At 70.2% G+C, this 13245-nt stretch carries 9 protein-coding genes; 5 read left to right on the top strand and 4 right to left on the bottom strand.

All coding sequences use genetic code 11. The features are described from left to right. Positions 1–19: 19 nt before the first annotated feature. Positions 20–1531, bottom strand: coding sequence for an AbgT family transporter (locus tag U9J66_RS18420; RefSeq protein WP_326338320.1), 1512 nt, complete (start codon positions 1529–1531; stop codon positions 20–22). A 243-nt stretch (positions 1532–1774) separates the two neighbouring features. Continuing rightward, positions 1775–2371: a uridine kinase family protein gene (locus U9J66_RS18415; protein ID WP_161110070.1), complete on the bottom strand. Its 597-nt coding sequence runs from the start codon at positions 2369–2371 to the stop codon at positions 1775–1777. Positions 2372–2832: 461 nt separating this feature from the next. On the opposite strand from U9J66_RS18415, the gene U9J66_RS18410 reads away from it, so the two are divergent. From U9J66_RS18410 to U9J66_RS18395, 4 genes are all read left to right on the top strand, one after another. Further along, on the top strand, positions 2833–4092 hold the full coding sequence (locus U9J66_RS18410) for a styrene monooxygenase/indole monooxygenase family protein (protein ID WP_014910781.1): 1260 nt from the start codon (positions 2833–2835) through the stop codon (positions 4090–4092). Positions 4093–4130: 38 nt separating this feature from the next. Next, complete coding sequence (locus tag U9J66_RS18405; RefSeq protein ID WP_014911036.1) at positions 4131–4901, top strand: sulfite exporter TauE/SafE family protein; 771 nt, start codon at positions 4131–4133, stop codon at positions 4899–4901. A 360-nt stretch (positions 4902–5261) separates the two neighbouring features. After that, on the top strand, positions 5262–7190 hold the full coding sequence (dxs, locus tag U9J66_RS18400) for a 1-deoxy-D-xylulose-5-phosphate synthase (protein ID WP_026125198.1): 1929 nt from the start codon (positions 5262–5264) through the stop codon (positions 7188–7190). Positions 7191–7245: 55 nt separating this feature from the next. Continuing rightward, positions 7246–8664, top strand: a complete 1419-nt coding sequence (locus tag U9J66_RS18395; RefSeq protein ID WP_161110068.1) for an FAD-dependent oxidoreductase — start codon at positions 7246–7248, stop codon at positions 8662–8664. Positions 8665–8671: 7 nt separating this feature from the next. Here U9J66_RS18395 and U9J66_RS18390 read toward each other — a convergent pair whose 3' ends face one another. Together U9J66_RS18390 and U9J66_RS18385 are read right to left on the bottom strand one after the other, a co-directional pair. Further along, positions 8672–9499 carry a neutral zinc metallopeptidase gene (locus U9J66_RS18390; protein WP_017535673.1) on the bottom strand — a complete coding sequence of 276 codons (828 nt, stop codon included), beginning with the start codon at positions 9497–9499 and terminating at the stop codon, positions 8672–8674. A gap of 544 nt (positions 9500–10043) precedes the next feature. Continuing rightward, positions 10044–10835, bottom strand: a complete 792-nt coding sequence (locus tag U9J66_RS18385; protein WP_326338250.1) for a TetR/AcrR family transcriptional regulator — start codon at positions 10833–10835, stop codon at positions 10044–10046. Positions 10836–10973: 138 nt separating this feature from the next. Here U9J66_RS18385 and U9J66_RS18380 point away from each other — a divergent pair, with 138 nt between their 5' ends. Next, entirely contained in the window at positions 10974–13199 is a 2226-nt protein-coding gene (locus U9J66_RS18380; protein ID WP_014911184.1) for an MMPL family transporter, read from the top strand. Positions 13200–13245: the final 46 nt, after the last annotated feature.

Below are 13245 nucleotides of genomic sequence, written 5' to 3'. Positions count from 1 at the left end.
TTCGTGCGGCGGCCGGTCCCTAGTAGGTGTAGGGGGTGCCCGGGCCGAGGGGGATGCCCAACCCCCACCAGAGGAAGAAGAACAGCGACCAGCTCACGAACACCGTGATGCTGATCGGCAGGGTCAGCGAGATCATCGTGCCGACCCCGGCGTCCTTGCGGTACTTCTGAAGCAGTCCGAGGACCAGGATGAAGTAGGCGCTCATCGGGCTGATGATGTTGGTCGCCGAGTCGGCGATCCGGTAGAGCGCCTGGGTGGTCTCGGGGCTGACGCCCATGAGCATGAACATCGGGATGAACACCGGGGCGATGAGGGCCCACTGGGCCGAGCCGCTGGTGATGAAGATGTTCAGGGTGGTGGCCAGCAGCAGGAAGCCGATGAAGAACAGCGCCGGGTGCACGCCGAGGGAGTCGAGCATGTCGGCTCCGGAGACGGCGATCACGTCGGCCATCCCCGACCAGGAGAAGTAGGCGATGAACTGGGCCGCGGCGAAGAACAGCACCAGGACGGGGGCCAGCTCCCGGACCCCGACGGCCATGGCGGGCGGCACCGAGGCCATGGTGGGGATCGTGCCGACGGTACGTCCGTAGACCATGCCGACGATGAGGAAACCGACCGCCAGGACCACGGCCACGCCGGTCAGCATCGGGGAGCTGAGGAGGCCGCCGTCCTCACCGCGCAGCGGCGACGACGGGGGGAGCACGATCGCGGCCAGGGCGCCGAGGTAGAGCACGAGCGCGAGGCCGGCGCGGCGCATGCCCTTGCGCTCCTCGTCGGTGAGGAGCATGGAGCCGAGGTCGCCGGTCTCGCCGTCGCCGTCCTCCTGGACCTTGTCGGTGAGCTTCACCAGCACCAGCTCGGTGAGCAGGGTGATGACGACCGCGAGGAAGAGGGCCGAGACGAACGTGAAGAAGAAGTTCGACAGTGGGTTGACCACGTAGCCGGGGTCGATGATCTGGGCCGCGCTCGTACTGATGCCCGACATCAGGGCGTCGGTGAGCGTGATGGTCAGCGCGGCGTTGTATCCGGCGCTGACCGAGCCGAAGCCAACGACGAGGCCGAGGACGGGGCTGCGTCCCACCGCCTTGAAGACCATGGCGGCCAAGGGGATGAACACCACGTAGGCGGCGTCGGAGGCGACGCTGGCGCTGATGCCGGTGAGCACGACGGCGAAGGTCAGCAGCTTCTTGGGTACCCGGGTGACGCTGCCGCGCAGCGCCGCGGTGACCAGGCCGCTCTGTTCGGCGACCGAGACGCCGATCATGACCGAGACGATCAGCGGCAGTGGTGGGAAGGCCGCGAAGTTGGCGACGGCGTCACCGACGATGAAGTGCAGGCCCTCCGGGCTCAACAGGCTGCGGACCGCGATGGTCGAGCCGTCGGCCGGTGAGACGACCGAGACGTTCAGGGCGGCGAGCAGGGCGCTGGCCAGGACGACCAGGCCCGCCATGATGACGAAGAGCCAGAACGGATGGGGCAGCCTGTTGCCGACGCGTTCGATGGCGGAGAGGACGCCGAGGGTCAGTCGCATCCTGCGGGTGGGGGTCTTGGGAGACCCGTTCTGTGTTGTGGTCAACGGTCTTCCTAAGAAGGCCAGAGGCCTTGTGGTTCACGGGAACGGGCTCGGGCGGGACACGCGCGAGGGAACCCGACAAGTGGCCTGTGTGTGGTCAAATGTCTCGAAACGCATTTGTGGTGCAGGTGACAGTGAACCATGACCGGGTCAATGGTGTGACCATAGCGGGGGAGGCTCTTCGGGGTATCCCTTCCCACGTCAGAGGTTGAGAACCACCAGATCCGCCCGGTCGCGCGGCGGATCGACCGCGTAGACGTCCTCCTCCTGCCGCGCCCACATTCCTCGGTAGGGCGCGTAGAGATCGGAGTCCTCACGGGCGGCCAGCCGGCGCTCGCGTTCGGACGTGGGGGCCTCCACCCACAGCAGGACGTCCACCAGGTCGCCCACGACACCGGTCCCCGACCCGCAGCCCTCCACCACGAGGGTGCCGCCCCCGGCCACCTCCTCGGGAGGCCCCGGGATCGGGGGACCGAACCCGCCCCGTTCCCAGTCGTAACGCCGCCACACCACCGGGCGTCCCGCCGCCAAGGGCAACAGGATCCACTCCCGGAGCAGCTCCGAGGCCCGGGACAGCCCCGCCCACCCCGGATAGAGGTCCTCCATGGTCAGCACGGCGGCGGGCTCTCCCCGGGCGACCAGAGCGGCGCGCAACCGCTCGGCGACCGTGCTCTTGCCCGAGCCGGAACGGCCCTCCACGGCCACGATCCGGACCGAGCCCTCCCGGCGGGGCGCTCCGGTCACGAGGTCGGCCGTCCATACGGCCCAGTCGTCCCGATCGGTGCTCACCTTCTCCATGCCCGAAGCCTAGGGAACATCATGGGCCCGGGGTGCCGGTGTGAACCGTGTCGCTTTTCGCGGACGACGTCCGCGTGCGCGTCGAGGACACCCTCCGGTCGGGACCGCGTTCCCTCGGGTTCGTCCCCCGTTCTCCGCCCGGAGGGGTTCGGGAAGCGCCTGCGGCGCCTTCCACCTGCGAGAACACCGCGTAGGGCCGCCCTCGACCTCCGTGACCGGGAGACGGACGGTGCGCCACGAGGTCCCGGGTCCTTGGTCCCGGCCACCGTAGAGGCGAGAGTCCCGAGGTCAGGGGCGGAATCCGCGCCTCAGAGGGCGCTGCTAGCTTCGCCCCGTAAAGCCACCGGCCGACACGGGGACGTCGTACACGATCACGACGACCTCCGGTCGGTCATGCCCGGAACCCGCGGGCCGGGCACATGAGGCCGCGGCTCGACGGGGTGGGGGTACTAAGGAGAGAGATGCGCAGGATCCTCGTCGTCGGAGCCGGACAGTCCGGACTCCAGCTGGCCATCGGCCTGCTCGCGGAGGACTACGACGTCACCCTGGTCGATCCGAGGGGGCCGGAGGAGATCGAGACGGGACGGGTGATGTCCACCCAGTGCCTCTTCGGCCCGGCCCTACGCCGTGAACGCCGCCACGGTCTGTCCTTCTGGGACGACCGGGCCCCCGCCATCACCGGTGTGGGGGTCCGGGTGGCCCGCCCCGACGGCGACCCCGAACCCGAGGTCGACTGGGTGGGCCGCCTGGAGGAGTCGGCGCAGTCGGTGGACCAGCGACTGAAGCTGGCCGCCTGGCTGAGGGTGTTCGTCCAGGGCGGAGGCCGCTTCCTCCGCCACCGGGTGTCCGTGGAGGACCTCGCGACGGTGGGGCGGGACTACGAGCTGGTCGTGGTCGCGGCGGGACGGGGCGAGCTCGCGCGGATCTTCCCCCGGGACGAGCGACGTTCCCCCTTCCGGGCGCCGCAGCGCTCCCTGTCCCTGGCCTACGTCACCGGCGCCGAGGCCCATCCGGCCGGCGGGGTCCTGTCCCGGACCGCCGTGCCGGGCGCGGGGGAGGTGTTCTCCCTGCCCACCCTCTCCCTGGTCGGTCCCTGTCAGGCGGTGATGGTGGAGGCGGTGCCGGGCGGCCCGCTCGACCGGATCCCGGGCGCGGGGGCGAGCGGAGAGGAGATCCTGGCGGGGATCCTGGACGTCCTGCGCCACCACGCCCCTTGGGAGTACGAGCGCTTCGCCGAGGCCCGCCCGGCCGATTCCGGGGCGACCCTGTCCGGTGGCTACGCGCCGACGGTGCGCGAACCCGTCGCCCACCTGCGAGGAGGGAACGTCGTCCTGGGCATGGCCGACTCCGTGGTCGCCAACGACCCCATCACCGCGCAGGGGGCGAACATGGCGTCGCTGTGCGCCGAGGTCTACCGGCGCGCCATCGTCGACCACGGTCGGCGCCCCTTCGATGAGACGTTCATGCGCTCGGCCTTCGCCGCCTACTGGCACCACGCCCGGCAGGTCACGGCGTGGAGCCGGGTGATGCTGTCCGGTCCGCCCCACGTGTGGGAGCTGTACCGACTGGCCGAGCGGCACCGGCCCACCGCCGACCGGTTCGCCGACTCCTTCAGCGATCCGGGCGGGCTCATCGACTGGTTCCTGCACCCCGAGCGGGCGATGGAGTACGTGGATTCGGTGCGGTGCGCGACCGGTTCGTCCCACCTTCCTATCTCCTGATCCCGATCGGGTAGGGCGGGATATAGCCTCGCCTCCTCATGTTCGCTGATCTCCTCACACCCACCGACCATGCCCTGTTCGGTCAGATCGACCCCTGGGTCTTCCTGCTCGTCGCGGCGGTCGCGGTCCTGGCCGGGGCCGCCGTCCAGAGCATGGTCGGTCTCGGCCTCGGTCTCGTGGCCGCGCCGGTCATCTCCTTCCTCGATCCCACGCTCATGCCGGGGTCCCTGCTCATCACCGTCATCGTCCTGCCGGTGCTCACCCTCGTACAGGACCGGAGCCACATCGACTGGCGCGGTCTGGTCTGGGGGCTGCCGGCCCGGATCCCGGGCACCGTCCTGGCCGTCTGGGTCGTGGCCGTGCTCGAACCCCGCATGCTGGCCGGGTTCGTCGGGGTCATGGTGCTGCTCGCCGTGATCCTGACCGTGTGGGCCTTCAAGGTGCGCGTCACCCCGGTCTCCCTGGTCACGGCCGGGCTCGTCTCGGGGTTCGCGGGCACGGCGACCTCGGTGGGCGGCCCGCCGATGGCGCTGGTCTACCAGAACGAGCCGCCCGAAAGGGTACGCGCCACCCTGGCGGCCTTCTTCCTGTGCGGCGGGCTGATCTCGCTCGTCGCGTTGGGGGCGGGCGGTCAGATCGACACCCGCACCGTCGCCGCGGGGATCGTCGCGATCCCCTTCGTGGGCTTGGGCTTCTTCCTCGGTAACCGGGTCCGGCGTTGGGTGGATCCGGCCCGCCTGCGGATCGGTCTGTTGACGGTGGTGACCCTCTCCGCGCTCGGTCTCCTCGCGCAGGCCGTGTTCGGCTAGGAGACGGCCCGGTGTCGGCCGCGCGTGTGGTGCGAAGCCTCACAGCGCGATATCGGGGCCGGTAGGGGAGAGTTCGTCCCGCTCTGGTCCATCCCATCGGTAACGGTGACGGCAAAAGAGAGTAATCTACGCCGAAACCGGTGGGTGGACGGGAACGTTCGTGGTACTTCGACCGGGGGACACGGGCGCCTTCCTTCGGATACCGTCGGGGCCTCGGCCTCGGGGGTTCCATGTGGGACCCGTGGACGAAGGCCCATAAACTCGGGTATGTATACCTGCCGGTGGCCAAGTGCGGCCCATGTCAGAGGCCGTTCACGGCAAACGTAAGCGGACACGCGGGACGAGGGGACTGACGAGACAGTGACACTGTTCGAGTCGATACACAATCCGGAAGCTCTCAAAAGGCTTTCGGCCGACCGGCTCCCTGTGCTGGCCCGGGAGATCAGGGAGTTCCTGATCGAGTCCTGCGCGCAGACCGGCGGACACCTGGGCCCCAGTCTCGGCGTGGTCGAACTGACCATCGCCCTGCACCGGGTCTTCGACTCCCCCAAGGACCCGATCCTCTTCGACACCGGTCACCAGGCCTACGCGCACAAGGTCCTCACCGGCCGTCACGACTTCACCGACCTGAAGTCCGAGGGCGGTCTGTCCGGATACCCCTCCCGTGCCGAGTCCGAGCACGACTTCATCGAGAACTCCCACGCCTCGACCGCCCTGTCCTACGCCGACGGCATGGCCAAGGCCAACGAGGTCCAGGGCCGCACCGACCGGACCGTGGTGGCCGTCATCGGCGACGGCGCCCTCACCGGCGGCATGGCCTGGGAGGCCCTCAACAACATCGCCGAGAAGAAGAACCGGCGTCTGGTCATCGTCGTCAATGACAACGGCCGCTCCTACTCGCCCACCAAGGGCGGTCTCGCCGACCACCTGGCCTCGCTCCGGATGAACCCCGGCTACGAGCAGGCCCTGGACCTGGCCAAGACCACCCTCAACCGCACCCCGGTGGTCGGCCAGCCCCTCTATGAGGCCCTGCACGGCCTCAAGAAGGGCATCAAGGACACCATCCAGCCGCAGATCATGTTCGAGGACCTGGGGCTGAAGTACCTGGGCCCGATCGACGGCCACGACGAGCAGGCGCTGGAGAAGGCGCTGCGCCGGGCCCGCGACTTCGGCGGCCCCGCGATCGTCCACGTCATCACCCAGAAGGGCAAGGGCTACGCCCCGGCCGAGAACCACGACGAGGACCAGTTCCACGCCCCCGGTCCCTTCGACGTCGACACGGGTAAGGCCAAGCCCGGCCCCAAGGTCGAGAAGTGGACCTCCGTCTTCGCCGACACGATGGTCGAGCTGGGCGGCGAGCGCGAGGACATCGTCGGCATCACCGCCGCGATGCTCCATCCCACGGGTCTGAACAAGTTCGCCGAGGTCTACCCGGAACGGACCTTCGACGTCGGTATCGCCGAGCAGCACGCCGCCACCGCCGCCACCGGTATGGCGATGAACGGCCTGCACCCGGTGGTCGCCGTCTACGCGACCTTCCTCAACCGCTGCTTCGACCAGGTGCTCATGGACGCGGCCCTGCACAAGCAGGGCGTCACCTTCTGTCTGGACCGCGCCGGTGTCACCGGTAACGACGGCGCCAGCCACAACGGCATGTGGGACCTGTCCATCCTCCAGGTCGTTCCCGGTCTGCGTCTGGCCGCCCCGCGCGACGCCGCCCGATTGCGCTCCCTGCTGCGGGAGGCCGTGGCGGTCGAGGACGCCCCCACCGTCGTGCGCTACCCCAAGGGCGCCGTGGCCGAGGAACTGCCCGAGATCGGTCGGGTCGGCACCATGGACCTGCTGCGTCGGCCCGCCGACGGCGGCCTGTCCAAGGACCTGCTGATCGTGGGCGTGGGCACCATGGCCCAGGTCGCCTGTGAGGTGGCCGACCGGATGGCCGACCAGGGCATCGGCGTCACCGTCATCGACCCGCGCTGGGTCAAGCCCCTGGACGAGGCCCTCGTGGCCGAGGCCGCCGAGCACTCGGTGGTCGCCGTGGTGGAGGACAACGGCCGGACCGGCGCGGTCGGCGACGCGGTCTCCCGTCTGCTGCGCGACCACGAGGTCGACGTGCCCGTGCGCACCTTCGGCATCGAGCAGGAGTTCCTGGACCACGCCAAGCGCGACCGGATCCTCCAGCGGCAGGGTCTGACCCCGCAGGAGTTGTCGCGCCGGCTCACCGAGACGGTCTCCCGTCGCGGCGAGGGCACCCGGACCACGCGGGAACTGGCCGACGAGACGGCCTGACCACGCTTTTCACGGCGGCACCGGAGTGTTCCTCCGGTGCTGCCAGAATGGTCGTATGACCTCTCCCGAACCCGAGCAGCAGCGACCGGACCGGACCGACACGGAGGAGGCCGCCCCGCTCCGGGTGGCCGTCATCGGCTCCGGTCCGGCCGGGGTCTACACCGCCGACGCCCTGACCCGGCAGCGTCGGGTACCGGTCCGGATCGACGTCCTGGACCGGCTCTACACCCCCTATGGACTGGTGCGCCACGGCGTGGCCCCCGATCACACCAAGATCAAGGGCGTCGCCCGGGCGTTGCGCCGGATCCTCGAACATCCCGACGTGGACTTCGTCGGCGGGGTCGAGTTCGGCACCGACCTGACCCGTGCCGACCTGGCCCGTTCCCACCACGCCGTGGTCTACGCGACCGGGGCCTCCGTCGACCGTCGTATGGGCGTGCCCGGCGAGGACCTGGCCGGCAGCGTGGCCGCGACCGACTTCGTCAACTGGTACTGCGGACACCCCGACAGCGCGGTGGAGCGGTTCGTGCTGGACGCGGAGGAGGTCGCCGTGGTCGGCGCGGGCAACGTCGCCCTCGACGTCGCCCGCATCCTGGTCAAGACCGCAGACGAGCTCCGCCACACCGACATCCCCCAGCCCGTTCTGGACGTGCTGGCCCGGAGTCGGGTGCGCACCGTCCACGTTCTGGCCCGTCGCGGCCCTCTCCAGGCCAAGTTCACCGCGCCGGAGCTGCGCGATCTGCTGGAGCTCCCCGGCGTGGACGTGGTGGTCCGTCCCGAACAGGTCGACATCGACCCGGCGCGGGTCGGCACCGGCGACCCGGCCACGCGCTCGGTCTCGCGCGCCGCGCGGACCAACCTCAAACTGCTGCGCGAGTGCGCCGAACGTACGCCGGAGGGCAGGCCCCGCCGGGTCGAGTTCCATTTCTGGTCCCGCCCGGAGGAGGTCCTCGGCGAGGACCGGGTGAGCGGCCTGCGGGTGGAGCGCACCCGTCTGGACGACCAGGGCCGGCTGGAGGGCACCGGGGAGCACACCGTGCTGGACGTCGGAATGGTGCTGCGCTCGGTCGGCTACGCCGGCGTCCCCCTGAGCGGGGTCCCCTTCGACGAGAACGGTCGTACGGTCCCGCAGCGGGACGGTCGGGTCCTGGACGAGCATGGAGACGCCGTCCCGGGGGACTACGTCGCGGGATGGATCAAGCGCGGTGCGACGGGGGTGATCGGCACCAACAAGTCCGACGCCGCGGGGACGGTGCGCTCGCTGCTCTCCGACGCCGACGCGTTGCGTTCGGCCCTGCCCGAGCCGGTCGAGTTGACCGAGGTCCTGGCCGACCGGGGCCTGACCGTGGGGGACTACGAGGGCTGGTTGCGCATCGACGAGGCCGAGGGACGCCTGGCCGCCGAACTGGAGCGCGGCGAACGCGTCAAGCTGGGCGGTTGGGAGGCCCACCGCAGGGCGCTCGGCGAGGACTGAGCCCCGCTCAGGCGACCCGTTCCACGGGGGCGTCGTAGGTGTTGCACCCGGCCACGGTCGTGCCCTCCCAACCGGCCCGCAACCAGTGGTCGCGGTTGGCGGCGCTCCCGTGGGTGTCCAGGTCGCCTCCCTCGTTGAAGTGGCGGTTGACCACGTCCAGCGCGTCACCGTCGGGGTCGGTCAGGCCGCGCAGTCCGACCCCGGCCATGCACTCGGCCTGGAGTTCGGTGCGGCGCAGGGTCTCCAACTCGTCGGCCTGGCTCCCGGCGGTCCGACGCAGCTCGTGGGAGACGTTCAGGATGCCGGTGGCGTGCTGGACGTGGTGGGCGTACTCGTGGCCCATCAGGGCGAGCCACACGATCTCCTGTTCGTCCTCGGGAACGAACTCCGACACCTCGCGCACGTTGGGCAGGACGACGGTGATCAGCCCCCGGTCGCTCTCGTAGTAGGCCAGGGTGAAGGCGTCCTCGGTGTCGGTGTCCAAGGCCTCCTCGGTCACCGTGATCTCGGGCAGGTCGGGGAACAGTCGCAGTTCGTCCATCACCGGGATCCACAGCTCGTTCAGGCAGGTCCCCGCCTCGGAGGCGAAGGCCTCCCAGGACGCGTCGGAGTCGACGTCCAGAGGAGGGAGAGCGCAGTCGACGGGCGGGGGCATGGCGACGCCGTAGAGAGGATGGTCGACCAGGTCGACGTCGACCCGGTTCGGGCGCGCGCGCAGGTCGTCGTTCCTGACCGTGGCCACGTCCACCCCGTTCGGCGTGTCGGGCTGTCGAGGGGCCACGACCACGATCGACACCCCGGCGACGAGTGAGACGACCGCGACCACGGCGGCCACGCACGACAGGAACAGGATCGTTCCGCTCTGGTCCCGTTGGGCGGGAAGGCCGTACCAGGCCCGCGGAGGGGGGCCTCCGCCCGGCGGCCCCGTCCAGGGCGCGGGGGCGTGATGGGGGTGGGGGTACGTGGCGTACGGTCCGGTCGGGTATCCGGACCCGGGGGCAGGGGTGGCGCCCGCTCCGTGGAACGGGGGAGGGAAGGCCGGAGGAGGACCCGCCGGCGGGGGGCCCGCGGGGGCGACCGCGCGTGGGTCGACCGGAGCTCCTCGATGGGGCCCGTACGTCCCTGGAACGGCCGTGGCGGGGTCGGTGGGCGCCCATGTGGCCTCGGGGGTGGGTGTGTCTCCCTGGGCGCGAGAGATCGCCGGAGAGGGCGGGGCGGGGTGGTCGCCGTGCCGGTCCGGGCCGGGAAGGGGGCCCTGGGCGGCCGTGTCACCGGTTCGGTCGTCCACAGTGCCGTCCTCGTCGTCGCTCCAACAGGGATAGGGCATGTCGGTTTCGTACCCACGAATCCGGCGAGTGCCGCTTATCCCCAGTATGGGGTCAACCGGCCGTGCGAGTGCTCGTCCCCTCGCCCTCCTCCACCGGCCGGTAGCGCACACCCAGGCCCGTCATCATGTTCTGAAGCTCGGACTCGAAGAGCGGTTCCATGTCGCGCATCACGAAGTCGAGGTGTTGGAAGACCTCCATGCACACCACGCCGTAGACGCGGACCCAGCAGGTGGTCAACACCAGGGCGGCCCCCACGGGGACGTCGTGGACGGCCAGGCCCACGGTGTCGGCGAAACTGTTCAACTCCACGCGCAGATCGGGGTCGATCTCCTCCTCCGCGGGGAAGGGGATGTCCTTCTCCTGGAGGAGGCGCTCGAACAGGGCGAAGAAGGTGGAGCCGAAACGGCTGCCCGCCTCCAACGCCGGGGTGATGTCGGCGTCGGGGTCCAGACGCGAGCGCGGGCCGAACATGACGGAGAACTCCGCCGGGTGGGCGATCGCCCACGCGCGCAGGGCCCGCAACGCCCGGTGCAGCCGCAGTTCGGTGTCCTGGGGCGGGGCCGAGGCGTCGGCGGAGGCGACGGCCTCGGCGAGCTCGTCGAACATGTCGGCGGTGATGGCCACCAGGAGGGCGTCGATCCCCGAGACGTAGCGGTACAGGCCCGGGGCGGTCATGCCTATCTCGCGCGCGACCGCGCGCAGGGAGACGCCGGCGACCCCGTGCTCCACGAGGTGTCGGCGGGCGATCCCCTTGATCTCGCCGAGTGTGGCCTCCCTCACTCGCTCGCGACGGCTGGGCGTGCCCGCTGTCTTCGGGTCGCTGGTGACCGGCGGTTTCGTCATCTTCAGAGGTACATCCCGTCTCGACTCCGTGGCGTCGGCACTGTTCGGTGCCCGCCGACGACATTGACAGCGTAATGGGCGCACGCTTTAGTGAACACCGTTAACCAACATGATGGATGTTCGCTCGAAGGGGCGTGTATGTCGACGAACACGGGGTTCTTCGGCCGGCTGGGACTCGGCGCGCACCGGGGGAGACGGTGGATCCTGGCCCTGACGGTCCTGTTCACGGTCTTCTCCCTGGTGTGGGGGCTCGGCGTCTTCAAGGACGTGGGACAGAGCGGTTTCGAGGATCCGGGCTCGGAGTCCTCACGGGCCATGGACGTCCTCCAAGAGGAGCTCGGCCACACCGACATCGACGTCATCGCCGTCTTCCGCAGCGACGAGATGAAGGTGGACAACCCCACCTTCGCCCAGGCGGTCCGACGCGTCGTCGACGCCCTCCCCGAGGACTCCGTGGCCGACCGCGACCTCTACCTCGACGAGGACCTGGAGGAGATCGAGCGCGGCATCCTCGTCTCCGAGGACATGCACGCCACCTACGTCCCGATCACCCTTAGTGGACGGACCCACGACGAGCGCCTCGAGCAGTTCGACGAGGTCGCCGAGGTCCTGGAGTCCGGCCCCCTCGAAACCCACCTGGGCGGCTCCATCGCGGTCGAACACGAGCTGTCCGAGACGGCGGAGAGCGACATCGTCCGCGCCGAACTCGTCACCCTGCCCCTCCTGCTCTTCCTCCTCGTCCTGATCTTCGGCGGCCTGGTCGCCGGCCTGATCCCCCTCGCCGTCGGCGGGCTGGCCATCCTGGGCTCCCTCACGGTCCTGCGCCTGCTCACCCAGGTCACCGAGGTCTCCGTCTTCGCCATCAACGTGGCCACCCTCCTGGGGCTGGGACTGGCCATCGACTACGGCCTGTTCATGGTCAGCCGTTTCCGCGAGGAGCTGAACAAGGGGCGCGCGATCGCCGACGCGGTGCGGCGCACCGTGGACACCGCCGGGCGGACCGTCGCCTTCTCCGGGATCACCGTCGGCATCGCCTTCGCCGGCCTGCTCTTCTTCCCTCAGCCCATCCTGAAGTCCATCGGCTGGGGCGGGATCGCCGTCGTCGTCTTCGACCTCATCGCCGCCCTGGTCTTCCTGCCCGCGCTGATGTCGGTGGTCGGCCATCGGATCGACCGGTTCAGGCTGCCACTGCCGCGCCGCACCGTCACCGGGATCGTCGACGAGAACGCCGGGGCCTGGGCCCGCCTGGCCCGCGCCGTCATGCGAGGACCGGCCGTCTCCCTGGTGGCGGTCGCCTGCGTGCTGGTGGCCTTCGGGGCCGGACTCACCGCGACCAACCTGGGCTCCACCGATCAGCGCTACCTCCCCGTCGACGCTCCGGCCCGGATCGGCACCGAGGCTCTGGGGGAGGACTTCCCCGCCGGCGAGGTCGGCCGGCTGCACGTGGCCGTCGTCGGCGACCCCGACGAGGCGGCGCTGGAGGAGTACGTCGAACGCCTGGACGCGCTGCCCGGCACCGTGCGCTCCGGCCTGGAGCGCACGGGCGAGGACATCGCCCACGTGGAGGTGGTCTACCAGGGAGCCACCGACGATCCCGAGGTCCAGGAACTCGTGCGCGACGTGCGCGCCGAACCGGGGCCGGAGGGGGCGGAGGAGACCCTCGTGGGCGGTGTGGCCGCGATGCAGTGGGACAACCTGGACGCCATCGTCGACAACGCCCCCAAGACCGTCGCGTTCATCGTCGGCTCCACGCTGGCGCTGCTCTTCCTCGCCTTCGGCTCTCTCGTCCTGCCGATCAAGGCGGTGCTCATGGGCGCGCTGTCCCTGAGCGCCTCCCTGGGCGTGGTGGTGTGGGGCTTCCAGGAGGGGCACTTCTCCGCCCTGCTGGGCTTCGAGGCGGTCGGCACCATCGACCCCACCTACCTGGTCCTCATCACGATCGTCTCCTTCGGGCTGGCCATGGACTACGAACTGTTCCTGCTCAGCCGGGTGCGCGAGGAGTACCTGCGCAGCGGGGACAACACGAGGTCGGTGGCCCTGGGATTGCAGCGCACCGGGCGGATCATCACCAGCGCCGCGCTCCTGCTGGGCGTGGTGCTCCTGGCGATGGGGACCTCGGGTCTGCTCTTCCTGAAGATCATCGGCGTGGGTCTGGCGATCGCGGTCCTGGTGGACGCCACCCTGGTCCGGGCGGTGATGGTCCCCGCCACGATGAGGCTCCTGGGTGACTGGAACTGGTGGCTGCCCCGTCCACTGCGATGGCTGCACGACCGGATCGGTATCTCCGAGGGCGGGGACGACGAGCCCTCCGACGCGCTTCCGGAACGGGAACGTGAGCGCGAGCGGATGACCTCGGGGGTGTGACCTCCCGCCCTCGCCGAACGACGACGGGCCCGCTCTCCCGGAGAGA

Origin of the sequence: Nocardiopsis sp. LDBS1602 (assembly GCF_035818715.1) — a bacterium.
Taxonomy (GTDB): domain Bacteria; phylum Actinomycetota; class Actinomycetes; order Streptosporangiales; family Streptosporangiaceae; genus Nocardiopsis; species Nocardiopsis alba.
This window is presented reverse-complemented; position numbering and strand designations above follow the sequence as displayed.

Coding starts and splice junctions, on each gene's coding strand:
- U9J66_RS18380 (WP_014911184.1), top strand. CDS start 10,974: ATGTCGACGAACACGGGGTTCTTCGGCCGGCTGGGACTCGGCGCGCAC.
- U9J66_RS18405 (WP_014911036.1), top strand. CDS start 4,131: ATGTTCGCTGATCTCCTCACACCCACCGACCATGCCCTGTTCGGTCAG.
- U9J66_RS18395 (WP_161110068.1), top strand. CDS start 7,246: ATGACCTCTCCCGAACCCGAGCAGCAGCGACCGGACCGGACCGACACG.
- U9J66_RS18410 (WP_014910781.1), top strand. CDS start 2,833: ATGCGCAGGATCCTCGTCGTCGGAGCCGGACAGTCCGGACTCCAGCTG.
- U9J66_RS18420 (WP_326338320.1), bottom strand. CDS start 1,531: ATGCGACTGACCCTCGGCGTCCTCTCCGCCATCGAACGCGTCGGCAAC.
- U9J66_RS18415 (WP_161110070.1), bottom strand. CDS start 2,371: ATGGAGAAGGTGAGCACCGATCGGGACGACTGGGCCGTATGGACGGCC.
- U9J66_RS18385 (WP_326338250.1), bottom strand. CDS start 10,835: ATGACGAAACCGCCGGTCACCAGCGACCCGAAGACAGCGGGCACGCCC.